This is a genomic window from Streptomyces sp. SID5464 (genome assembly GCF_009862985.1).
Classification (GTDB): domain Bacteria; phylum Actinomycetota; class Actinomycetes; order Streptomycetales; family Streptomycetaceae; genus Streptomyces; species Streptomyces chartreusis_D.
On record NZ_WWIQ01000072.1, the window covers coordinates 53,488 to 76,184 of the forward strand.

At 72.4% G+C, this 22,697-nt stretch carries 17 protein-coding genes; 6 read left to right on the top strand and 11 right to left on the bottom strand.

Translation table 11 applies throughout. The features are described from left to right. A partial coding sequence (locus GTY47_RS34045) for a cytochrome b (protein ID WP_010040550.1) occupies positions 1–1,190 on the top strand: 1,190 nt, incomplete at its 5' end. Here GTY47_RS34045 and GTY47_RS34050 read toward each other — a convergent pair. From GTY47_RS34050 to GTY47_RS34060, 3 genes are all read right to left on the bottom strand, one after another. Next, a complete protein-coding gene (locus GTY47_RS34050; protein WP_029181220.1) occupies positions 1,150–1,941 on the bottom strand; it encodes an alpha/beta hydrolase in 792 nt (263 codons plus the stop codon). The genes GTY47_RS34045 and GTY47_RS34050 overlap by 41 nt on opposite strands. A gap of 76 nt (positions 1,942–2,017) precedes the next feature. Further along, positions 2,018–4,261, bottom strand: coding sequence for a glycoside hydrolase family 9 protein (locus GTY47_RS34055; protein WP_029181221.1), 2,244 nt, complete (start codon positions 4,259–4,261; stop codon positions 2,018–2,020). Positions 4,262–4,415: 154 nt separating this feature from the next. Beyond that, positions 4,416–7,511, bottom strand: coding sequence for a glycoside hydrolase family 2 TIM barrel-domain containing protein (locus tag GTY47_RS34060; RefSeq protein WP_010040555.1), 3,096 nt, complete (start codon positions 7,509–7,511; stop codon positions 4,416–4,418). A 256-nt stretch (positions 7,512–7,767) separates the two neighbouring features. On the opposite strand from GTY47_RS34060, the gene GTY47_RS34065 reads away from it, so the two are divergent. Beyond that, a complete protein-coding gene (locus GTY47_RS34065; RefSeq protein ID WP_010040556.1) occupies positions 7,768–10,155 on the top strand; it encodes a SpoIIE family protein phosphatase in 2,388 nt (795 codons plus the stop codon). A 138-nt stretch (positions 10,156–10,293) separates the two neighbouring features. Beyond that, positions 10,294–11,550 carry an SLC13 family permease gene (locus tag GTY47_RS34070; RefSeq protein WP_040903303.1) on the top strand — a complete coding sequence of 419 codons (1,257 nt, stop codon included), beginning with the start codon at positions 10,294–10,296 and terminating at the stop codon, positions 11,548–11,550. Positions 11,551–11,562: 12 nt separating this feature from the next. Here the strand turns inward: GTY47_RS34070 and GTY47_RS34075 are convergent, their stop codons facing one another. Both GTY47_RS34075 and GTY47_RS34080 read right to left on the bottom strand, forming a co-directional pair. Next, the gene (locus GTY47_RS34075; RefSeq protein ID WP_010040559.1) at positions 11,563–13,617 is read right to left on the bottom strand and encodes a ricin-type beta-trefoil lectin domain protein; all 2,055 of its coding nucleotides are present in this window, start codon (positions 13,615–13,617) and stop codon (positions 11,563–11,565) included. A 380-nt stretch (positions 13,618–13,997) separates the two neighbouring features. Then, positions 13,998–15,134 carry a helix-turn-helix domain-containing protein gene (locus GTY47_RS34080; protein WP_040903304.1) on the bottom strand — a complete coding sequence of 379 codons (1,137 nt, stop codon included), beginning with the start codon at positions 15,132–15,134 and terminating at the stop codon, positions 13,998–14,000. Positions 15,135–15,197: 63 nt separating this feature from the next. Here GTY47_RS34080 and GTY47_RS34085 point away from each other — a divergent pair, with 63 nt between their 5' ends. After that, positions 15,198–16,037 (top strand): phytanoyl-CoA dioxygenase family protein, encoded by an 840-nt coding sequence (locus GTY47_RS34085; protein WP_010040562.1) that lies wholly within the window; start codon positions 15,198–15,200, stop codon positions 16,035–16,037. An 80-nt stretch (positions 16,038–16,117) separates the two neighbouring features. On the opposite strand, the gene GTY47_RS34090 is transcribed toward GTY47_RS34085, so the two are convergent. The 5 genes from GTY47_RS34090 to GTY47_RS34110 all read right to left on the bottom strand — a co-directional run bounded on the left by GTY47_RS34090 (position 16,118) and on the right by GTY47_RS34110 (position 19,656). Next, positions 16,118–17,086, bottom strand: coding sequence for an aldo/keto reductase (locus tag GTY47_RS34090; protein ID WP_010040564.1), 969 nt, complete (start codon positions 17,084–17,086; stop codon positions 16,118–16,120). A gap of 67 nt (positions 17,087–17,153) precedes the next feature. After that, the gene (locus GTY47_RS34095) at positions 17,154–17,690 is read right to left on the bottom strand and encodes a flavoprotein (RefSeq protein ID WP_010040565.1); all 537 of its coding nucleotides are present in this window, start codon (positions 17,688–17,690) and stop codon (positions 17,154–17,156) included. A 28-nt stretch (positions 17,691–17,718) separates the two neighbouring features. Next, on the bottom strand, positions 17,719–18,177 hold the full coding sequence (locus GTY47_RS34100; RefSeq protein WP_010040567.1) for a nuclear transport factor 2 family protein: 459 nt from the start codon (positions 18,175–18,177) through the stop codon (positions 17,719–17,721). 68 nt (positions 18,178–18,245) lie between these two features. Next, positions 18,246–18,446: a ferredoxin gene (locus GTY47_RS34105; protein ID WP_010040569.1), complete on the bottom strand. Its 201-nt coding sequence runs from the start codon at positions 18,444–18,446 to the stop codon at positions 18,246–18,248. A 13-nt stretch (positions 18,447–18,459) separates the two neighbouring features. After that, positions 18,460–19,656 carry a cytochrome P450 gene (locus tag GTY47_RS34110; protein WP_010040571.1) on the bottom strand — a complete coding sequence of 399 codons (1,197 nt, stop codon included), beginning with the start codon at positions 19,654–19,656 and terminating at the stop codon, positions 18,460–18,462. Positions 19,657–20,004: 348 nt separating this feature from the next. On the opposite strand from GTY47_RS34110, the gene GTY47_RS34115 reads away from it, so the two are divergent. Beyond that, a complete protein-coding gene (locus GTY47_RS34115; RefSeq protein ID WP_010040575.1) occupies positions 20,005–20,637 on the top strand; it encodes a LysE family transporter in 633 nt (210 codons plus the stop codon). Positions 20,638–20,740: 103 nt separating this feature from the next. Further along, positions 20,741–21,190, top strand: coding sequence for a nitroreductase family deazaflavin-dependent oxidoreductase (locus GTY47_RS34120; protein WP_010040577.1), 450 nt, complete (start codon positions 20,741–20,743; stop codon positions 21,188–21,190). Between the two features lie 456 nt (positions 21,191–21,646). Here GTY47_RS34120 and GTY47_RS34125 read toward each other — a convergent pair whose 3' ends face one another. Continuing rightward, the gene (locus GTY47_RS34125; RefSeq protein ID WP_231911262.1) at positions 21,647–22,693 is read right to left on the bottom strand and encodes a cation diffusion facilitator family transporter; all 1,047 of its coding nucleotides are present in this window, start codon (positions 22,691–22,693) and stop codon (positions 21,647–21,649) included. Positions 22,694–22,697: the final 4 nt, after the last annotated feature.

Genomic DNA, 22,697 nt, shown 5'->3' on the forward strand with positions numbered 1-22,697 from the left:
GCGGGCTGCTGATCCGGCAGCTGCACCACTGGGCGGCGCTGGTCTTCGTCGCCGGGATGCTGACGCACATGATGCGCCACTTCTTCACGGGCTCGTTCCGCAAGCCCCGCGAGGTCAACTGGCTGTTCGGCTGGCTGCTGCTCTTCCTCGGTCTGTTCGAGGGCCTGTTCGGCTACTCGCTGCCGGACGACCTGCTGTCGGGCACGGGGCTGAGGTTCGTGCACGGCGCGCTGCTGTCGGTGCCGATCGTGGGAACGTACCTGGCGATGTTCCTGTTCGGCGGCGAGTATCCCGGCGACGACATCGTGGCCCGCCTCTACTCGCTGCACGTCCTGCTGGTCCCCGGGGTCATGGCGGCGCTGATCGTCGTCCATGTGCTGCTGGTCGTGTACCACAAGCACACCCAGTTCGCGGGCCCCGGGCGTACCGAACGCAATGTCGTGGGCGCGCCCTTCATGCCGGTGTACCTCGCGAAGGCGGGCGGCTTCTTCTTCCTGGTGTTCGGGGTGCTCGCGCTGATGGCGGCGGTGGCGACGATCAACCCGGTGTGGTCGTACGGCCCCTACCGCGCCGACCAGGTGTCCACGGGCGCCCAGCCCGACTGGTACCTCGGCTTCGCCGAGGGGCTGGTGCGGATCATGCCCGGCTGGGAGATCACGCTGTGGGGCCACACGCTGGTGCTGGGCGTGTTCATCCCGATCGTGGTGTTCCCGCTGCTGCTGCTCTTCATCGGCGTCTACCCGTTCCTGGAGGCCAGGTTCACGGCCGACCGGCACGAGCACCATCTGCTGGACCGGCCGCGCAACCGCCCGGTCCGCACGGCGATCGGGGCGGCCTGGATCAGCCTCTACCTGGTGCTGCTCGCGGGCGGCGGCAACGACATCGTCGCGACCCGACTCCACCTGTCGATCAACACGGTGACCTGGGCGGTGCGGATCGCGGTGTTCGCCGTCCCGGCCGCCGTCTTCGTCGTCACCCGGCGGATCTGTCTGGGGCTGCAGCTGCGCGACCGCGAGCTGGTGCTGCACGGCCGGGAGACCGGCGTGATCAAGCGGCTGCCGCACGGCGAGTACGTCGAGGTGCACGAGCCGCTCGACCAGGCTCGGCTGCACACCCTGACCGCCCACGAACGGCCCGGGGAACTCGTGCTCAGGAATGGGCACGACAGAACTCCCGAACAGTCCGGTTGAACGGCTCCGGGGCCTCGAGGTTGCTGAGGTGCCCGGTGCCGGGCAGCACGACCAGGGTGGCCTCCGGGATCGCCTCCAGGAAGGGACGGGCGACGAGGTCCACCGGCGAGCGTGCGTCGAGCTCGCCCCACAGCAGCAGGGTCGGCACCGCGATCTCGGGCAGCAGGTCACGCAGGTCGGCCTCGGCCATGACGGTGAGCTCCGCCCGCATGCTCCGGGGCCGGGTGTCGGCGGACATCACGGACAACAGGCGGACGGCTTCGGCCGGTGGCCGCCCGGCGAACAGGCCGGGCATGGTCGGCGCGAATTCCTCGGCCGGGACCGCGAGCGTCCGCTCCGCCCCCTCGACCCGCGACCGCACCTCCGCCGGGGGCAGCGAGCCCTTCCAGCCCGCGTAGGTGTCCACGAGGAGCAGCGTCCGGACGAGCTCGGCGTGGTGCCGGTAGAGCTCCAGCACCACGGTCCCGCCCCACGACAGGCCGAGGACATGCGCCGGACCGAGGCCGACGTCCTCGATGACGGCCGCCAGACATCGGGCGTAGTCGGCCAGCGCGAAGGACGGCGGTACGTCGGAGGAGCGGCCGGCACCCGGTTCGTCCCAGGCCACGACGGTGAACTCGTCGGCCAGGTCCTCGGTCTGGGGACGGAACAGGCGGGCGTCCGTCGTGGCGCCGTGCGCGAGCACGAGGGGCGGGCCCTGGCCCACCCGGTCGTACGCGACCTCGATGCCGTCGACCCGCACCGCTGGCATGACACCAGGTTACGCGCGGGTGCCGGAGGCGTCCTGTCGGCGGACTCCCCCGGCACCCGGCGCGCCCGGGCGGTCCCTACCCCTGGTCCGCCACGAAGGCGGCCATGCGGGTCAGGGCGGCGTTCCAGTTGATCGTGTGCTCGTTGGTCGACCAGGACTGGATGTCGTCGATGTAGCAGAACTGGCCGACGCAGCCCTGGAGTTTGCTCTGTGCGTAGGGGTCCTGGATACCCGAGTTCGGCCCTCCGGCGAGGGTGCCCTTCGGCGGGTTCGGCAGGTTCGGGTCGAGCTGGCGGGCGTACCAGCGGCTGTGCTGGTTCTGGGCGCTGACCTCGCCGTAGCCGGTGACGTAGGAGATGTTCAGCGCGTTGCGGCCCAGGATGTAGTCCATGCTCTGGAGCGCGCCGTCCCGGTACTTCGAGGCGCCGGTGATGTCGTACGCGGTGGCGAGGACGACGGCGTTGTTGAGGACCTGGTGGCTGGAGCCCCAGTCGTACTTGTTGCCGTCCGGTGCGTACGGCATGCCGTAGGGCTGTGCCTTCAGCGTGGACAGGTAGCGGTCGGCGCCCTTGATGACGGACTGGCGGACCTTGTCCCGGCCGGGCAGCTTGTTCGGCACCAAGGCGAGGTCGAGCCGTCCCGCCGCGCCCGTGCGGGCCCAGTCGAAGCCGATGGGGCCGAAGATGTCGGCCGTGTGGACCGGCGATTTCAGGACGTACTCCTGGAACCGCTTTTCGCCCGTGGTGAGGTACAGCTCGGCCGCCGCCCAGTAGAAGTCGTCGGTCACATCGCTGTCGGCGTAGGCGCCGCCGCCGATGCCGTCGCTCTCGGAGGCGTGGCGGTCGGGGTGGGCGAGCGCCGCCGACCAGGCCTTGCGGGCGGCCGTCAGCGCCCGGTCGGCGAACGCCTTGTCGTAGGGCCGGTAGAGGCGGGCGGCCTGTGCGGCCGTGGCGGCGAGGTTCAGGGTGGCCGCGGTGGACGGCGGGTGCAGTTCGCGCTTCTGCGGGTCGTCACTGGGCAGCAGCGGCAGTCCGGTCCACTGCTCGTCGTGCATCTTGTGGTGGGCCATGCCGGCCAGCGGCTTCCCGTCGGGTACCTGCATCCTGAGCAGGAAGTCCAGCTCCCAGCGGGCCTCGTCGAGGATGTCCGGGACCTTGTTGCCGCTCTCGGGGATGGCGAGCGTGCCGTCACCGAGCTTGCGGGCGTCGCCGGTGCGGGCGTGCAGCGCGCGTTCGTGGGTGCTCAGCACCTCCCAGGTGGAGATGCCGCCGTTGACGACGTACTTGCCGTGGTCACCGGCGTCGTACCAGCCGCCGCTGACGTCCAGGGTGTAGTCGCAGACGCCGGGCTGGCAGGGCACGGCGGTGTCGCCCTTGTTGGGCGCCACGCCCACGTGGCCGGCCGGGCGGCCGTAGCCGGGCCGCAGGTCCTCGCGTATCGCGATGCCGCTGCGCTGGGTGTAGTAGTACTTCGCCGAGTCCAGGCGGAGCCGCTCGTAGGCGCTGGCGTCGATGTCGAAGGGGCGGCTGGTCTCGCCGTCGGCGACCAGCGTGAGGCCCGTGCCCTTCTTGCGGTAGGCACCGAAGTCGATCGAGTGGACGTTCTGCCCGGAGGAGGCGTCGACGCCACGCGGCACCGTCGTGCCCCGGGCGACCACCGCTCCGCCGGAGGTCCTCAGCTCCCAGGGCAGTTTCGCCGTGGCGTCGGTGACCAGGGTGGCGTTCTTCGGCCCGGCGGGCAGGTAGGCGACCTGGTTGACCCGGACCCGGGGCCCGGTGTCGGGCTCGTACGGCTCCGGTGCCACCCCGCCGAGCAGGGAGACGTCGTCCATGCAGAAGCGCCACGGATCGGCGCTGCCGCCGAGCTGGAAGCCGACCTGGCCCTGGGCGGTGTCGACGGGCGAGGTGAAGGTGTAGGAGTAGGTGTCGCCGGAGACGCTGAGCTGCGGTGTCACCTCGTGGTAGGTGTCGTAGGGCGACACCGACAGGCCCACGATCGCCCGTACCACGTGCCCGGCGGGCGTGCCGGTCGCGCTGAAGGAGAAGCGGTACGACTGCCCCTTCACGAGGGGGATGTCGTTCTGCCCCACGGCGGCGTCCCAGCGGTTGGTGGTGCCGCCGGGGACGTCGGCGCAGAGCCGGCCGTCGGACAGCCCCGCGGTGACGTTGCTGGTGGCCCACCATGGGTCCATGGTCGTGTCGAAGGTGCCGTTCCTGACCTGCTCGGTCTCCTCGGCCCCGGCCGGCGCGGAGGGCAGCGCGGTGAGCGCGGTCGCCAGGAGGGCCGTCAGGGACAACAGGGCGGTTCTGCGTCGTTTCACGTCCGGGCTCCTCTGGAGAGGTGCGGGTGGCGCTCGGTGTGGGAGCGCTCCCAGATGCGGATGCCCGCCATGGTTGTGGCAGATGTGACGCCCCGTCAACGGTCCGGACGGGACTGGCTGTTCGCCGCCCGTCCGGACCGCCCCGGTCGAGGGCTCAGGCGGCCGGGGTCTCCAGCCGGCTGATGCGGACGGCGCCCCGGGCCTCGTCGGGGTGTCGGCTCGTCATCGTGAGCCGGATCCGGGAGCCCCGGACGGCCTTGAAGGTGATCACGGTCGGGGCGTCGGAGGCGGTGGCCCAGTCGATCGCCGTGCCCTCCGCGGCCCGCCACGCCCGGCCGCCCCACACCGCCACCTCGATCGCCGCGGGCAGGCTGTGGGTGGCGTCCACGGTGAAGGAGACGTCCACGCGGTCGAAGCCGCGGACGCGCCCGTGGTCGACCGTGACCCAGTCCTCGGTGCGGGCGCCGTCGAAGGCGGGCAGCAGGGCCGTGGCCTGCTTGAAGAAGCCGTTGGACCAGCCGGTGGCCGGGTCGCCGTCGAGCATGGCGGCGGGCAGGGTGTCCGGGCGTCCGGAGTAACTGGCGTCCGCGTGCGGGTAGTCGACGGGTGCCGGGTGCTCCGGCGCGAAAGCGGGCGGCGCGGTTTCGGCCCGGTCCGCCGCCCGGGTGGCGCGTACGGTCGCGGTGCCGGTGCGCAGGCCGTCGGCGCGGGCGGTCACCTTCACCGTGCCCGTCTTCGTGCCGGAGCGGACGATGGCGAGGGCCTTGCCGTGGAAGGCGGTGCGGGTGCTCGCCTGGTAGCGCTCGGCGCTCTCCTGGCGGCCGTTGTCGAGCCCGGCGAGGGAGCCGCCCGCCACCTCGAAGGAGAGCAGGTGCTCCGCGTCGGGCACCACCACACCGCGGCGGTCGACCACCTCGGCGGTCACGAAGACCAGAGAACGCCCGTCGGCGGCGAGGGACGTGCGGTCCGGTGTCAGGCGTATCACGTGCGGGGCGCCGGCGGTGCGCAGCACGTCGGTGGCGACCACCTTGCCGTCCTGCCGCGCGACCGCCTTCAGCTCGCCCGGCGCACAGGGCACCTTCCACGTCAGGTGGAGCTTGCCGGCGCTGCCGTTCGGGCTGGTGTAGCTGCCGGGATAGGGGCCGTCGGTGAAGGTCTTGTCGTCGCCGGTCGCCTCGGTCGTCTCCAGGTACGTGCGGCCGTCGACGGTCTTCTTGCTGTCGAACCGCCGTACGCCCAGGGACTGTCCGTTGAGGAACAGCTCGACGGTGTCGACGTTGGCGTACGCCCAGACCTCGACCGTGTCGCCCTCGGCGTGGTTCCAGGTCATCGGCAGCAGGTGGACCATCGGCTCGCTGGTCCACTGGCTCCGGAACAGGTAGTACATGTCCTTCGGGAAGCCCGCGGTGTCGACCGCGCCGAAGAAGGACGCCTTGACCGGGAAGACGTCGTACGGCGTGGGTTCGCCGATGTAGTCGATGCCCGACCACAGGAACTGCCCGGCGAACCACTTGCGGTCGCGGTCCTTCTTGTGGCCGTACTCGCCGCTCATGGTCCAGGAGGCGAGGTTGTTGTCGTAGGAGGAGGTTCCGCGCCTTCCGGGCGTGTGGTTCTCGCCGGTGTTGAGGTGTTCGGGCTCCTGGTACTCGCCCCGCGTCGACGTCTCCGAGGAGGACTCGGACTCGAAGAGGAAGAGGTGCGGGTAGGCCGCGTGCAGCTGGTCCACCGACTTGGCGGTGTTGTAGTTGAGACCGAGGCCGTCCAGCTTGGCCAGCATCAGGTCGGCCGCGGAGCCCTTGGCGGGCAGGCGGCGGTACTTGTCGGAGCCGATGACCAGCGGGCGGGTGTCGTCCGCGGCCCTGATCGCGGCGATGATCCGGTCGGCCATGGCGAGGCCGGCCGTGGAGGTGGAGTCCGGGACCTCGTTGCCGATGGACCACATCAGCACGGCGGGCGAGTTGCGGGCCGCCAGCACCATCTCGGTGGCGTCCGTCTCGCACCACTCGTCGAAGAACCGGCCGTAGTCGTACCGGTTCTTTCCGGTGCGCCAGCAGTCGAACGCCTCCACCAGCATCACGACGCCCAGCTCCTCGCAGACCTGGATCACCTCCGGCGCGGGCGGGTTGTGGGAGGTGCGCAGGGCGTTGACGCCCATGGACCGCATGATCTCCATCTGGCGGCGGACGGCGTCGATGCTGACGGCGGCGCCGAGGGCGCCGAGGTCGTGGTGGAGGTCGACGCCCTTGAGCTTGTGGTGGGTGCCGTTGAGGAAGAAGCCCTCGTCCGGGTCGAAGCGGAAGGTGCGGAAGCCGAAGCGCGTGCGGTAGGTGTCGGTGGTCCTGCCGCCGACGCGCAGTTCGGTGTGCAGGGTGTAGCGGTGCGGGGCCGCGATGTCCCAGAGCTGGGGGCGCCGGACCGTGAGTTCGTGGGTCTCGGTCTGCTCGTCGGTGACGGCGGCCGTCGAGGCGGTACGGGCGACCGTCCGGCCCTTCGGATCGACGATCCGGGAGACGACCTCGACGTCCGCGTCCGCGCCCGACGCGTTGACGACCGACGTGTCGATCCGTACGACGGCCCGCTCGGCGGAGATCTCGGGTGTGGTGACGCGGGTGCCCCAGCGGGCCACGTGCACCGGCTCGGTGATCACCAGGCGGGCCTCGCGGTAGATGCCGCTGCCCGAGTACCAGCGGCTGCTGGGGAGCCGGTGCCGGACCTCGACCGCGAGCACGTTCTCGGTGGCGCCGTCGGTGTGCACGAGATCGGTCAGGTCGAAGGCGAAACCGGTGTAGCCGTAGGGGTGACGGCCGGCCTCCGTGCCGTTGCAGTGGACGGAGGAGTCCATGTAGACACCGTCGAACTCCACCGAGATCCGCTTGCCGGCGAGGGCGGGCGGCAGGGTGAAGGCGAGGCGGTACCAGCCGAGGCCGCCGGGGAGGAAGCCGGTGCCGCTGGTGGTGCCGTGGTCGGTGGTGGGGGCCTGCTCGATGCTCCAGTCGTGCGGGACGGCGACCTCCCGCCACCGCGAGTCGTCGTAGCCGGGCTGGGCGGCGTCTGCGTAGTCGCCGGTCGGGTCGGTGATCCCGCCCGGGTTGACCAGCGCGAAGCGCCAGCCGTCGCGCAACGCGACGGTGCGGCGACCGGACGCGCCGCGCGCCCCATCGGCGGCCCACGCCTCCGGGACACCCAGCAGTGTTCCGGCCGCGGGCGCGGCGGCGGAGGCGAGCAGGACCGATCTGCGCGTGACCGACATGGCGGCTCTCCCTCATCAAGTCCCAGAAGTACTCACAACTAATCGTGAACAAACAGATTCTGTCGAGGTGTCACACAAGGCCGTCAAGGGTGCGGCAGCGCCGTTCTGTCCCGGGCATCCCATCGGCCGGAATTGCGCCCCGACCGTGCGCGACCGGCGGCACAGGGGTTACCGGTCCACGTCGGGCGCCCACGGACTAGTCTGGAACTCAAGCGACCTCCCTGATCACTGTGAGTGTCCGTATGGAGTGGCGACGATGAGCCCGGACCAGCCGTTCGACGATGGCGTGGCCGCCCGTGCCGTCATCGCCGCCGACGGCACGCTCACCGAGTGGAGCGAGGGCGCACACCGTCTGCTGGGCCACCCGGCCGCCGAGGTCCTGGGCCGCCCGGCCGCCGAGCTGCTGGCCGACGGAGCGGCCGCGCCCCCCGTGCCCGCCGACTCCCGCTGGAACGGGACGCTCACGCTGCGTCACCGCGACGGACACACGGTCTCCGTGTGGGTGCTCGCCCACCGCAGACCGCCGGACGGCCCGGAGGCTGCCGAGTGGCTCGCCGTGTCCCCGCCGAAGGCCCCAGATGGGGAGCTGCCGGACGACCCGCTGGTGCGGGCGGCGCTGACGCAGTCACCCTGCGCCACGATGATCTTCGACGAGGAGCTGCGGCTGCGCGGCGTCAACGACGCCATGGCGGACCTCCTCGGGCTGCCCGCCGACCGGCTGCGGGGCCTGCGGCCCACCGACGTCGGCAGCCGGCCGCAGAACACGGAGCTGGAGGAGAATCTGCGCCGCGTGCTGAGCACCGGCCGGCGACAGGACATGCAGACGTACATGAAGGCCAGCGGCGAGAGCCGGGGGGCGCACGCCTGGCTGGCCCGGCTCGCACCGCTCACCGACGACTCCGGGCGCGTGCGGGGCGTGTGCGTGACGGCCCACGACTTCACCGAGCAGTACCGGTCCCGGGAGCGGCTCCAGCTGGTCAACGAGGCGAGCGTGCGCATCGGCACCACCCTCGACGTCACCCGTACGGCCCAGGAGCTGGCGGACGTGTGCGTCCCGGCGCTCGCCGACTTCGTCAGCGTGGACCTGCTCGACGTACAGGAGCACGGCGGCGAGTCGGCCGGCCCGCCGGCCCCGCCGGTGAGCCTGCGCCGGGCCGCCCACCAGTCGGTCAACTCGGGCAGCCCCGAGGCCGTGGCCAAGCCGGGGCAGGTGGACGTCTATCCGGAGAACTCCCCGCAGGCCGCCTCGCTCATCCTGGGCCACGCGGTCGTGGCCTCCGGAGCGGACGGCGGCGACCTCGCGAAGTGGCTCGCCTGGGACCCGGTCCGGTTCCGGCGGGTCCGCGAGTACGGCATCCACTCCACGATGTCCGTGCCGCTCCAGGCCAGGGGCTCGACCCTCGGGGTCGCGGTCTTCACCCGCTTCCGGCGCCCCGAGCCCTTCACGGCCGACGACGTGCTGCTGGCCGAGGAGGTCACGGCCCGCGCCGCCGTCTGCATCGACAACGCCCGCCGCTACTCCCGCGAGCGCGAGACGACGCTCACGCTGCAACGCAGCCTGCTGCCCCGCACACTGCCGCGCACGGCCGCCGTGGAGGCGGCCTCCCGCTATCTGCCCGCCACCCGCTCCGGCGTGGGCGGCGACTGGTTCGACGTGATCCCGCTGTCCGGGATGCGCGTCGCGATGGTCGTCGGCGACGTCGTCGGCCACGGCATCCAGGCCTCGGCCACCATGGGCCGGCTGCGCACCGCCGTCCGCACCCTCGCCGACATCGACCTGGCCCCCGACGAGCTGCTCACCCACCTCGACGACCTGGTCGTCCGGCTGTCCCAGGAGTCCGGTGTCGACGCCGGCACCGGCGAGGTGGGCGCGACCTGTCTGTACGCGGTGTACGACCCCGTGTCGCGGCGCTGCACGCTGGCCCGGGCCGGGCACCCGCAGCCCCTGCTGGTCCCGCCGGACGGCCCGGCCCGGCAGCTCGACCTGCCCTCCGGTCCCCCGCTCGGTGTCGGGGGGCTGCCGTTCGAGTCCGCCGAGGTGGAGCTGCGGGAGGGCAGCGTCCTGGCGTTCCACACCGACGGGCTGCTCGCGAGCCGCGAGCGGGACGTCGACGCGAGCCACCGGACGCTCCGCGAGGCGTTGTCGGCTCCCTCCGACTCCCTGGACGAGATCTGCGACCGCGTGCTGCACGCGCTGCTCCCGCCGAGCGGCTCCGCCGACGACGTGGCCCTGCTGCTGGCCCGCACCCGCGGCCTGCCGTCCTCCCAGGTGGCGACCTGGGACATCCCGGCCGACCCGGCGCTGGTGGCCCCCATCCGCAAGCAGGTCGTCGACCAGCTCGACCAATGGGGGCTGACCGAGGCCACGTTCACCGCGGAACTGGTGGTGAGCGAGCTGGTCACCAACGCCATCCGCTACGGCGCCGCGCCCATCCGGCTGCGGCTGATCCACGACGGGTCCACCCTGATCTGCGAGGTCTCCGACACCAGCCACACGGCGCCGCACCTGCGCCGTGCCAAGACCTGGGACGAGGGGGGCCGCGGTCTGCTCCTGGTCGCCCAGCTCACCCAGCGGTGGGGCAGCAGGCACACCGCCGAGGGCAAGACGATCTGGGCGGAGCTGGCACTGCTCGACGAGGTGTGAACGGCCGCGGGTTCCCGTTGCCGCGGCGGACGCCCGGACAGCGGCGGGCCGTGCGGCCGACGGGGTCCTCGTAGCTTTCTTACCAGCCCCTGGTTTCATGGGCGGGCACGACCTGATCACGCCCCGGAGGACTCCGCCCTGAACACCCCGCTCGCCGAAGCCCTGTCCGTGGCGCTGCTGGCCGCCGTGCTCGTCTGGGCCGTGCTCCGTCCGCGAGGACTGCCCGAGGCCGTGCTGGCGGTTCCGGCCGCCGGACTCGCGATCGCCGTCGGCGCGATATCGCCGGACCACGCGTGGGAGGAGATCCAGCGGCTGGGGCCCGTGGTCGGCTTCCTCGCGGCCGTGCTGGTGCTCGCCCACTTCTGCGACGTCGAGGGACTGTTCACGGCGTGCGGGGCGTGGATGGCCCGCTGGGCGGCGGGGCGTCCCGCGCGGCTGCTGACCGCGGTGTTCGCGCTGGCCTCCGTCATCACGGCCGTGCTCAGTCTGGACGCCACCGTCGTCCTGCTGACACCGGTGGTGCTCGCCACGGCCACCCGGATGGGCGTCCAGGCCCGGCCGCACCTCTACGCGTGCGCCCATCTGTCGAACACCGCCTCGCTGCTGCTGCCGGTCTCCAACCTGACCAACCTGCTGGCCTTCACGGCGAGCGGGCTGAGCTTCACCCGGTTCGCGGCGCTGATGGCGCTGCCCTGGCTGGTCGCGATCGGCGCCGAGTACCTGGTGTTCCGGCGGTTCTTCGACGATGAACTGGCTGCTCCTCTCCCCTCGCCCGACCCCGCGCGGCCTCCCGAGCTGCCCCTGTTCGCCCTGGTCACCGTGGGTTGCACGCTCGCCGGGTTCGTCGTGGCGTCCGCCCTCGGGATCGCACCGGCGTGGGCCGCCCTGGCCGGCGCGCTCGTGCTGGCCGTGCGGGCGCTGCTACGGCGGCGGGCCACCCCGTTGACCGTGGTGCGGTCCGCGGCCCCGGCGTTCCTGGCGTTCGTGCTCGCCCTCGGCGTCGTGGTGCGCGCGGTCGTCGACCACGGGCTCGCCGACGCGCTCCACCGGGTGCTGCCCGACGGCTCGGGCCTGCTCACCCTGCTGGCCGTGGCCGCGCTGGCCGCCGTCCTGGCGAACCTCATCAACAACCTGCCGGCGGTCCTGGTGCTGCTGCCGCTGACCGCAGGGGCCGGCCCCGGTGCCGTCCTGGCGGTGCTGCTCGGCGTGAACATCGGACCCAATCTGACCTACGCCGGATCGCTGGCGACTCTGCTGTGGCGGCGGATCGTGCAGCAGCACGGGCACCGGGTCGGGGTCGGGGAGTTCACCCGGCTCGGGCTGCTCGCGGTACCGGCCGCGCTCGTGCCGGCCGTGGCGGCGCTGTGGCTGTCGCTGCGCGTCGTCGGCGGCTGAGCGCGCGTCCGGTCAGCGGCGGCCGCCTCCGCCGCCGCCGTACCCGTAGCCGTAACCGGGGTAGCCGTAGCCCGGGTAGCCGTAGCCGGGAGAGCCGTACTGGCCGTCCCCGTCGCAGGGGTAGCCGTAGCGGTAGCAGCCCGAGTCGGTGGGGGCCGCGCCGGTCGGTGTCGGCCGCGGTGCCGAGGGGGTGGCGGACGGGGTCGGTGCCGGTGTCGCCGTGGGCGTCTTCGAGGGCGTGGGAGTGGGCGTGGGCCTGGGGCGCGGCGCCGGGGCGGCGGCCTTCCAGTTGACGGCCTCCATCTGGAGGTCCGCCTTGGAGGTGTCGATCACCCACCGCTGGTCCTCGTCGTCCGCCCGGGTCTTGAGGACCAGGGCTCCCGAGCCGTCGGTCGCGGCCGGAGCCAGGGCGAGGTCCTGGTTCCAGCGGGGCACCAGGGCGCCCTGGAGGGTGAAGTCGTAGCGGATGTTCTTCGAGTCCGGCCGGGACGCTCCCGAGCAGGGAGCCAGCCGCACCGAGTAGCCGAGGTGCGAGTCCAGGCACAGGCCGGGAGCGGCGCCGTTGCGCAGCAGGCCGTCGGTCTCGTACGTCCACTGCTGGGCGGCGGCCGAGGAGCAGGGTGCGAGCTCGGCCTCCGCGTCCTCGACGGCCTTCGCGCCCTCGACACCGACGCACAGTCCCGAGTCCACGTTGTGCAGCCGGCCGCGCAGGGCGCCCTTCTCGGCGTCGCCCGCCCCGATCCAGGACGGGTCGCCCGTCGACTCGCCCGCACCTGAGCCGGGAGTCTCGGAGGGCCGTCCCGCACCGGCCTGGGGGTCCTCACCGGGGTTGCCCAGGGACCACAGGACCAGCGGGATGACGACCAGGCCGCTGACGGTGAGGATGCTCACGGTGAGGTTGCGGCGGCGGGCCCCACGGCGGGCCGCCTTGTGGGCGGACCTGCGGGCCGCGGCGCGCGGGCCCGCCGCTCGTCGGCCGGGGGTGGTCCCACCGGTCGGCGGGGCGTCGGGCGGGGCCGGGAAGCCGTCGTGGGCGTGCGCTTGTCCTGCCTCCCCCGTCGCGGGGGCGGGTGGCGCGGCCGACGTGCCGACCGGGTCGGTGAACGACTCCCCGGCCATGCCCGCGAGGACGACGGGGTCGGGGAAGGCAGCACCGGCCACACCCGCGGGGAGCCCGGTCTCCGCGGCTGCCTCCGTGCCGGGCCCCGGGGCGTCCGTCACGTCGCTCTGCGCGGCGCCGCTCGATCTGCTCTCCGCGTACTCCCGCCCGCCCCAGCCGAGCACCGCCTCGGCCAGGGCGAGACCGAGCCCGTGGTTGAACCGATCGAGCTGGTCCGCGGCAGCGGCGCAGTGCCCGCAGCCCTGGATATGCGCGCGTAGATCGGGGTCGATGCCCAGGCCGCCACGCCGGTACGTCACGTCGAGCAGGCGGAGATAGCGTCGGCACTCCTCGTCGGGCGCGAGTTCGCGGTGCAGTTGGAGGCTCTCCTCGCGCAGCCGGTCACGGGCCCGGTCCAGTTCGACGCGGGCGCCCTCCTCGTCCAGGCCGAGCAGCCCGGCGGGGGCGGCGAGCGGTTCGGCCTCGACCTCGACGTGCCACAGCAGGCAGCGCGCCGACTGGGGCAGCCGCTGGAAAGCGCCGGCCAGCAGGCGCCGGTGCTTCTGCGGCAGCAGCCGGGCGGCCACCCGCTCCCTCTCGCCGGTCCCGGACAGCAGCTCCGGGTGGAGCATGTCGCGTCTGTGGTCGGTGGCCCACTCGGCGGCGATACGCCGTACGGTGACGAGCAGATGGGGGCGCCACGCCGAGGTGGGGCCGTTCTGGCGCAGGGTCTCGCCGAAGATCCGGGTGAATGCCGCGGTGGTGAGTATTCCGGCGGACCGCGGTCCGTCGGTGCACAGCCGGGCGTAGGCGGAGGCCGCCTCCCAGTGCCGGTCCAGCAGTTCGCCGACGGGGTGCAGTGCGGGGGTCGCCCCCGTCCACTTCCTGAGCTCGGCGCTCAGTTGCTCGTCCGTCGCGCCGATCCTGCGGGCCTGACCCGGAGAATTCGACGGGCCTGCGTCGTTCACGGCTGCATTCCTCTCAAGGACATGCGGGATAAAGTCCATACCAAGGGGTATGTCGGCCCGGTGGCCTCGCGCACGCGAAGAAAGGCATGTTGTCCGGACGCCGACAGGGCACACCTTTGCACAGGTCAGCGACAGGGAACAAGGGATCTCGCGGTTTCGTGCATTGCGTACGCGGCCAGGACCTTTTGACAAAGTGTCAATGTGTGGTGCGAAAGGGATTTCCGCACTGCCCGTTCTGTTTTTGCGGTGTGTTTTCGCCCGGCTCCGGGCGTCGCCCCCAAAACCATTGAAGTGCCGCCTGCACAGCAGCTCACACCCCGAGGCCTTCCCGGCACGGCCCTTTCGAAGACTCCTCCCGGAACCAATGACCACATCGCTGCTCAGCCCCGCGCACCGCCGTGAGCGGTGTTCCGGTACGCCCCGGGAGGTGTCCCGTAGCGCTCGCGGAAGACACGGTTGAAGTGGAACGGGCTGGCGAAACCCGAGGCCATGGCGACGCGTTCCACGGGCAGGTCGGTGCCCTCCAGCAGCCGGGCGGCGTGGCGCAGCCGCGCCTCGCGCAGGGCGCGCATGGGCGACCTGCCGAGCTGACGGCTGAACAGATGGGCGAAGCGGGACGGCGACAGGGAGACGCCCTCGGCCAGCGAGCGGACGGTGTGCGGGGCGCCCGGGTCGGCGTCGATCAGCTCCTGGGCCCGTTGGATCCGTGCGTCGAGGCCGGGGCGGGGTGCCGTCGGCCGGGCACCGGCGGTGGTGAGGAGGACGATCTCCTCCAGTGCGCACAGGGCCAGTTCCCGGGCGGCGCTGCCGTGCGCGACGGCGATCTGCCCGTCCGGGGGCGCGAGGTGGGCCGGGGCCGCCGCGTGTGGCGGCGCCGCCGCGTGGAGCCGACCCGCCGCGTGGAGCCGACGACCCGCCGCGTCGGAACAGGCCACCTCGTCGGACGAGATCGCCGCCTCAGGCGCGACCACCCCGCCGGACGAAGCCACCGCCCCAGGCGGAACCACCGCCTCGCCCGATGCCACCCCATCGGACGAAGCCACCGCCTCAGGCGGTGGAGCCCCGGCACCGGTCCAGCGGGCGTCGGCGTGCATCCGGCGGAACGCCGCCTCGACACGGCCGTGTACTCCGGCCGGCGCGGACGTGACCACGTACACCCCGTCACCGGCGTCGAACGGCCGCAGCCACTCCGCCCATGACGGGCGGGCCTGGCAGTGCGCCCACCAGAACCGCCAGTGCCGGGCGCCGGGCTCGACCGCGTAACGGTGCGGGGCACCCGGGGCGAGCACCACCAGGTGGCCCGCGCCGGCCGAGGTCTCCACCCCGCCCTGACAGAGCCGCCCCCGGCCTCCCGTGGTCCAGGTGAAGAGCCAACTCGCTGACCCACGCGGCCGGTTGACGCCGTAGCCGGGCGGCTGGTCGAAGTGGCCGAGCACGACCAGGCCGGGCGGCGGTGCGGGGTCCCCGTCGGACTGGTGCTCAGCAGTGCCGGGCAATCCGTCAGCACGCACGGGCATCCCCCTCGGCGACTCGGTGACCTAGCGTGTCGTGCCGGAGACCACTGACCGAGGAGTGCGCTCATGACAGTCACGGGCAATGGCGCCGCCGGCGCTCCCATCCTGGACCCTGCCGCGCTCCGGCGATACCGGGAGGATTTCGAGGAGGACGGTTTCACGGTCGTGCGCGGGCTCTTCGGGGCCGACGAGACCGAGCGGCTGTGCGACGAGTTCGCGGCGCTGCGTGCGGCCGGCCCGGTTCCCGGGCACTTCGAGCCGCGCGGGTCCGGGCCGGACGCCGATCCGCTGCACGTCTGGCCGCGGGTGATGCACCCGCACGAGATCAACGACGTCGCTCGCGACGTCCTGCTGGACGCCCGGCTGCGGACGGTTCTGGAGGCGCTCCTCGGGGAGGAGGTCCTGGCCGCGCAGAGCATGTTCTACTTCAAGCCGCCGGGCGCCCGGGGACAGGCGCTGCACCAGGACAACTTCTATCTGCGGGTGGAGCCGGGCACGTGTGTGGCGGCGTGGCTGGCCTGCGACGTGATCGACCGCGAGAACGGTGGGCTGGAGGTCGTGCCGGGCACGCACCGGATGGACGTGTTCTGCCCGGAGGAGGCGGACGAGGGGGTGTCCTTCGCGCGGGAGTACGTTCCCCCGCCGCCCGGTCTGGCCGCCGTGCCGGTGGACATGGAGCCGGGGGATGTTCTGTTCTTCAACGGAAGTCTGGTGCACGGGTCGCAGCCGAACCGGGCGGCGGATCGGTTCCGGCGGTCGTTCATCGGGCATTACGTGGGGCGGTCGGCGGAGCGGATCGGGCGGTTCTACCGGACGTTGACGATGAGCGGGGCGCGGGTGGTGCTCGCGGAGAGCGAGGGGGCGGGGCCCTGCGGGACGGAGTTCGCGCCGCAGGGACCGCACTGAGCGCTCCGCGGGAAAGGCGGTAGTTCGTCCGCGGCGCCGCTGTGGCTGGTCGCGCAGTTCCCCGCGCCCCTGTGGAGCCTTCAGTGACCGGCGATGGGATGCGGCGTGTAGGGCTGCTCCAACTCCTCGAGCTCCTTGTCGCCCAGCCGGAGTTCCACGGCTGCCACCGCGTCCTGCAGGTGCTGCGGCTTCGACGCTCCGACGATCGGGGCCGTCACCGTGTCCTGGTGGAGGAGCCAGGCGAGGGCGACCTGGGCGCGGGGCACGCCGCGCTCCCCGGCGATGCGGGTGACCGCCTCGACGATGGTGCGGTCGCCCTCCTGGTACAGGGTGCTGCCGAAGGTGTCGGTGGCGCTGCGCTCGGTCGTGATGTCCCAGTCGCGGGTGAGGCGGCCGCGGGCGAGCGGGCTCCAGGGCAGTACGCCGACGCCCTGGTCCGCGCACAGGGGCAGCATCTCGCGCTCCTCCTCGCGGTAGAGGAGGTTGTAGTGGTTCTGCATGGAGACGAAGCGGGTCCAGCCGTTCAGCCGGGCGGTGTACTGGGCCTTGGAGAACTGCCAGGCGTACATCGAACTCGCCCCGATGTAGCGGACCTTGCCGGCCTTGACGACGTCGTGCAGGGCCTCCATCGTCTCCTCGACCGGGGTGTGCGGGTCGAAGCGGTGGATCTGGTAGAGGTCGACGTAGTCGGTGCCGAGGCGGGTGAGGCTCTGGTCGAGTTCGGTGATGATCGCCTTGCGGGACAGTCCGCCGCCGTTGGGCCCGGGCCGCATCCGGCCGTGCACCTTCGTCGCGAGCACGATCTCGTCGCGGCGGGCGAAGTCGCGCAGGGCCCGGCCGACGATCTCCTCGCTGGTGCCGTCGGAGTAGACGTTCGCCGTGTCGAAGAAGTTGATCCCCGCCTCGACCGCCTGCCGGATCAGCGGGCGTGAGGCCTCCTCGTCGAGGGTCCACTCGTGCCGGCCCCGGTCCGGCAGGCCGTAGGTCATGCACCCCAGACAGATCCGCGAGACGTCCAGGCCCGTCGAACCGAGCTTCACGTACTGCATAGTTGCTGCTCCTGCCTTCGGGAGGTGTTCCACGGGGAGCGTACGTGCTCGTGCGCACTCGAAGGCGTCAGCGCCGTTCGACCAGGTCCAGCGCCCGTTCCCAGCCGAACTCGGGCCGCCGGCCGTCCTCGTCCGGTTCTCCGGAGTACGGCTGCCCGAACCGCACGCCCATCCCCCGCAGCCGTTCGAGACTGTCCCGGTAGGCGGGGTGGGAGGCCAGCGCGTCGGCCACGCACGGCAGGACGGCGACCGGCACGCCGAGCCCCGCGACCTCGCACAGGGTGCCCAGGGCGAGGGTGTCGGCGACGCCGGCCGCCCACTTGTTGACGGTGTTGAAGGTGGCGGGCGCGACGACCACGGCGTCGGGCGCCGGGAACGGGCGCGGCTCGCCCGGGGTGCGCCAGGCGGACCGGATCGATCGGCCCGTCTGGGCCTCGACGGCCGCGGTGTCGAAGAAGCCGTTCATGGCGACGGGTGTCGCGATGACACCGACCTCCCAGTCGCGCTCCTGCGCGGCGGTGATCAGTTTGCTGACGTCCGCGGCGATGCCGGCGGCGCAGACGACGACGTAGAGGAAGGGCTTCCGGGCGGCCTGTTCGGTCATCCCGGAAACCCTAGCGACTGCGCCCGGCTCACCGGAGGGGGAACGTGGCTCCGCGCTCCTGCTCCTGCCGCGGGCCGAAGATGCGGCGCTCCCGCTCCTCGATCGGTACGTCGTTGATGCTCGCCTCGCGGCGGGTCATCAGGCCGTGTTCGTCGAACTCCCACAGTTCGTTGCCGTAGGAGCGCCACCACCGGCCTTCGGCGTCCCTGCACTCGTACTGGAAGCGGACGGCGATGCGGTTGCCGTCGAAGGCCCATAGGTCCTTGCGCAGCGCGTACTCCTGCTCGCGTTCCCACTTCCTGGTCAGGAACTCGGCGATCTCGGCACGTCCGGTGAGGAAGGTGTCGCGGTTGCGCCAGACGGAGTCCTCCGAGTAGGCGAGGGCGACCTTGTGCGGGTCGCGGGTGTTCCAGGCGTCCTCGGCGGCCTGGACCTTCTGCGCGGCGGTGTCCCGGGTGAAGGGCGGCAGCGGAGGGCGGTCGGTCATGGAACTCCCTGATCGGCTGCGGAGAACGAGCGTTCTCCGCAGCGGCTGCTGAGCGGTCGCGGCGGGTGTCAGCTCACCGTCTCCGACACGGTGATGGCGCTCACCGGGCAGGCCCGGGCGGCCTCCCGCACCAGCGGGCTGCCGGCGCCGTCCTCGTGGCCGGGCAGCAGGGCGCTGTAGCCGTCGTCGTCCTGGGTGAACACGTCCGGGGCGGTCAGGGCGCACTGGCCCGCGCCGATGCAGACGTCCTTGTCGATGTCGATGTGCATGTCCGGAATCCTCTTACCAGGTCACGGGGAGTTCCAGCATCCCCTGGATCGTGTCGCCCGGTTTGAAGGGGATCTCCTCGGCCGGGGCGGCCAGCCGCAGCGTGGGCAGCCGGTCGAAGAGGGTGCGCAGGGCGATCTCCAGTTCGGCGCGGGCGAGGTTCTGGCCGAGGCACTGGTGGATGCCGAAGCCGAACGCGACGTGGTGCCGGGCCGGGCGGCTCCAGTCGAGCGTGTCCGGCTCGGGGTAGACCGCCTCGTCGCGGTTGATGACGGAGGTCGCGAAGACCACGCCGTCGCCCTTGCGGATCGTCGTCCCGGCCACCTCGATGTCCTCGACGGCCATGCGCAGCAGGCCGTCCGCGATCGACAGCATCCGCATCAGCTCCTCGACCGCGGCCGGCACCAGCCGCGGGTCGGCGCGCAGCTCGGCGAGCCGCTCGGGGTGCTGGAGCAGGGTGAAGGTGCCGAGCGAGATCATGTTGGCGGTCGTCTCGTGGCCCGCGACCAGCAGGATGAGCGCCAGGGCGATCAGGCCCTCGCGGTCGAGCGCGCCCTCGCTCAGCTGCCGGTGGACCAGGTCGTCCAGCAGGCCGGTGCCGGGGTCCCGCTGCTTGCTGTCGATCAGCTCGCCGAAGTACGCCTCCAGCCGGTCGCGGGCGTCCTCCACGTCGGCGGTCTCCGGGCCGCGCAGCAGCCTCCGTGACTGGGTCTCGAAGAAGTCGTGGTCGGCGTACGGGACGCCGAGCAGGGCGCAGATCACCATGGACGGCACGGGCAGCGCGAAAGTGCTCACCAGGTCGGCCGGCGGGCCCTGGGCGATCATCGCGTCGAGCCGTTCGTCCACGATCTGCTGGATCCGTGGCCGGAGTTCGACTGCCCGTTTGAGGGTGAAGTCGCCGACGACCATCCGCCGCTGTGTGCGGTGCTCGGGGTCGTCGACGCCGAGGAGGGCCGTTCTGCGGTTCTTGATCCCGGCGAATCGCCGGGTCGGGGCGGGGAAGCCGGGACGGTTGCGGTTCGAGGACAGGCGCGGGTCGGCCAGCAGCGCGCGGGCGGTCGCGTGCCAGCTGACCAGCCACGCCTCACGGCCGTCGAAGAGGGTGATGCGGGTCAGGGGGCGCTCGCTGCGCAGCGGATCGTAGGCGGCGGGCGGCTGGTAGGGGCAGGTCCGGCTCTGGGGGAAGGCGACGGGTGCGGTCGTTTCCGTCATGAAGACCTCGCAGACGAAGTGTGCGTCGTGCCGATCTTCATTAGATGCCCCAGGCACCTATGGGGCGACATGAAGTTCGGCCAGATCGATGGTGGCGGCAACATGGCCGAGGAGCGCCGCCTTCCAGTTCGAACGCCGGGCGTCGGGACCGGGGTGCGGGAGCCGCCTCCCGGCCGCAAGCGGGGTGCGCCGGTGCCGGTTCGAAAACCGGTTGTCGGTGGGGCGGGACAGGCCCCAGGATCCAGCCATGTCTGCGTTCGCTCTCGTCCTGCCGCTGTCCGCCGCCGCTCCTGCCGCGCGCCGACAGCAGCGGTCCGGCCGCCGTGGAGGGCCGACGCCGCCGCGGTCATGACGGCCGCGCTCGTCGCGGGGCTGCTCGCCGGGTACGGCATCGCCGTCCCCGTCGGCGCGGTCGGGACCTACCTGGTCTCCCTCACCGCCCGCTCGTCCCTGCGCACCGGTGTCTGCGCCGCGCTCGGCGTCGCCACCGCCGACGGGCTGTACGCCCTCGCGGCCACGCTCGGGGGCACGGCCCTGGCCGGCGCGCTGCGGCCGGTGCTCGGGCCGCTGCGGTGGGTCTGTGTCCTGGTGCTGTTCGCGCTGGCGGCGTGGGGCGCGGTCACGGCCGTGCGCGAGTACCGCGGCCACCGGCTCGCCACCCGGACCGCCTCCGCTCCCCCGGGTCCCGCCCGGGCCTACCTGGGGCTGCTCGGCGTCACCCTCCTCAACCCCACGACCGTGATCTACTTCGCGGCTCTCGTGCTCGGCTCCCGGGCCGCGGGGCCGGCCGGCCCCCTGGAGCAGGGCGTCTTCGTGCTCGCCGCCTTCGCCGCCTCGGCGAGCTGGCAGGTGCTGCTCGCCGGGAGCGGAGCCCTGCTGGGGAGGACGCTGACCGGCCACCGGGGCCGGCTGGGGACGGCGCTGGTGGCGAGCGGGGTGATGACGGTCCTGGCCGTGCGGATGGCGGTGGCGCCGGGGTGATGCGCGCGGCCGGCCGGGATGTGTCGGGGTGCGGATGATTCGCGGGCGTAACGGTGTTGAGGCGGGTGCCGATCAGCCGCGACACGACGATGGGACGGATGCCATGCCTCTCCAGGGCGAGTACGAACCCAGCCCGACGCAGTGGGTGCGCAATCAGGTGGAGCTGTACGAGAGCTCCGGCGGTACGCAGGGCACGACCCTCCAGGGCTCGAAGATGCCGGTGGTCGTCCTGACCTCACGGGGTGCCCGGAGCGGCAAGCTGCGCAAGACGCCGGTGATGCGGGTCGAGCACGAGGGGCGTTACGCCGCCGTCGCCTCTCTCGGCGGCTCACCCAAGCACCCGGTCTGGTACTTCAACATCAAGGCCGATCCGCACGTGGAGCTCCAGGACGGCCCGGTGAAGCAGGACATGATCGCCCGTGAGGTCACGGGCCAGGAGAAGGCCGAGTGGTGGGAACGCGCCGTCGCGGCGTATCCGGCGTATGCCGACTACCAGAAGAAGACGGACCGGGAGATCCCCGTCTTCGTGCTGGAGCCGGCTGACGGCGGGTGACGCGGCAGGCCTTCGGCGCCCCCGGGCGGACATCCGAGCAGGATGAGGACGGGCCCCTGGGGTGACCGGCAGGCGTCGGCCGCCCAGGGGCTCTGTTTCCGGCCGCGGGGAAGCGGTCATCACCCGTCCGTTGGGGCACGGACGGCCGTCCGTCCGGCGGGCACGAAACGTCACCCGACCGATGGGACACAGATCGTCGCCCGACCGGCGGGCACGAAACGCCACCCGCCCGTCGGGGCACACGGCGTGGTCCGTCCGGCGGCGTCAAGGGCGGCGCCCCGCCGGGTCGGTGTCCGGGGCCCCGGAACCCCGCCTCCCGTAGGTGTTCCTTCCGGTCCGCCCGGCACGTCCACCGCGCGGAGCGGGCCGGAGAAGTCGACCGCCCTGTCCGGGGCGGTCGGCGGAAAAGTTCTTCTTCGGGGGTGCATGAACCGTCGATGACGGGGCACGCGTGGGTCAGGCCCCGCCGCGTTCCCCCGTCGCGGCGGGGCTTTCCGCTGCCTCCTGCGCGCGACGGTCGGTGACATCGAGGAAGATCTGGTCGGCCTCGGGGACCGTCCGGGCGATGGAGCGCTTGATGCGCACGGCGACATCCTCGACGCGCTCGCTGTCCAGTCCGGGCACGAGGTCGACGCGGGCGGCCACGAGAGCGGAGTCGAGGCCCGTCTTCATGGTGAACAGCGCCTCCACACTGTCGATCTCGGGCTGTGCCCGCAGCAACTCCCGGATCCGCCCGCTCGCCTCCTGGTCCGCGGCCTCGCCGATCAGCTGATCGCGGGCGTCCCGGCCCAGCCGGTAGGCGACGTAGACGAGCAGCGCGCCGATCGCCAGCGACGCGGACGCCTCCCACACCACCTGGCCCGTGACCATGTGCAGCGCCATTCCGGCGATGGCCAGCGTGACGCCGAGCACCGCCGTGCCGTCCTCGGCGACGACCGTGCGCAGGGCGGGGTCGCGCATCCCGGCGCCCGTGCCGCCCTGCCGGCGCACCTGGTACAGCGCCCGCAGCAGAGAGGCGCCCTCCGCGAGGAGGGCGATACCGAGCACGATCAGGCCGGCCACATAGCCGCCGAGTTCCTCCTCCGCTCCGCTCGCCAGGGCCTCGAAGCCCTGGAAGAAGGAGAAGCAGCCGCCCATGACGAAGATCCCGACGGCCGCGAGGAGCGACCAGAAGAACCGCTCCTTGCCGTAGCCGAACGGGTGACGCCGGTCGGCGGGGCGGCGGCTGCGGCGCAGTGCCGCCAGTAAGAAAACCTCGTTCAGGCTGTCGGCCACCGAGTGGGCCGCCTCCGACAGCAGTGCCGGTGATCCCGCGGCCAGGCCGCCGACCGCCTTGGCGGCCGCGATCACCAGATTGGCAGCGAGCGCCACCAGCACGGTGACGCGTGTCCTCCGATCAGATCCTTCTGCACTCACCCACGCCGATTGCCCCGGTCGGCGGTGCTCACACCGTGCCGTCGGCGGAAAAAGGGGAACGCGTTCACCAGGGCACACGCACGACAAGCAG

Bases quoted from the DNA above. Each gene is read 5' to 3' on its own strand.
- GTY47_RS34065 (WP_010040556.1), top strand. From the start codon at position 7,768: ATGAGCCCGGACCAGCCGTTCGACGATGGCGTGGCCGCCCGTGCCGTC.
- GTY47_RS34115 (WP_010040575.1), top strand. From the start codon at position 20,005: ATGACGGCCGCGCTCGTCGCGGGGCTGCTCGCCGGGTACGGCATCGCC.
- GTY47_RS34100 (WP_010040567.1), bottom strand. From the start codon at position 18,177: ATGACCGACCGCCCTCCGCTGCCGCCCTTCACCCGGGACACCGCCGCG.
- GTY47_RS34085 (WP_010040562.1), top strand. From the start codon at position 15,198: ATGACAGTCACGGGCAATGGCGCCGCCGGCGCTCCCATCCTGGACCCT.
- GTY47_RS34095 (WP_010040565.1), bottom strand. From the start codon at position 17,690: ATGACCGAACAGGCCGCCCGGAAGCCCTTCCTCTACGTCGTCGTCTGC.
- GTY47_RS34105 (WP_010040569.1), bottom strand. From the start codon at position 18,446: ATGCACATCGACATCGACAAGGACGTCTGCATCGGCGCGGGCCAGTGC.
- GTY47_RS34050 (WP_029181220.1), bottom strand. From the start codon at position 1,941: ATGCCAGCGGTGCGGGTCGACGGCATCGAGGTCGCGTACGACCGGGTG.
- GTY47_RS34060 (WP_010040555.1), bottom strand. From the start codon at position 7,511: ATGTCGGTCACGCGCAGATCGGTCCTGCTCGCCTCCGCCGCCGCGCCC.
- GTY47_RS34090 (WP_010040564.1), bottom strand. From the start codon at position 17,086: ATGCAGTACGTGAAGCTCGGTTCGACGGGCCTGGACGTCTCGCGGATC.
- GTY47_RS34080 (WP_040903304.1), bottom strand. From the start codon at position 15,134: ATGCCCGTGCGTGCTGACGGATTGCCCGGCACTGCTGAGCACCAGTCC.
- GTY47_RS34120 (WP_010040577.1), top strand. From the start codon at position 20,741: ATGCCTCTCCAGGGCGAGTACGAACCCAGCCCGACGCAGTGGGTGCGC.
- GTY47_RS34110 (WP_010040571.1), bottom strand. From the start codon at position 19,656: ATGACGGAAACGACCGCACCCGTCGCCTTCCCCCAGAGCCGGACCTGC.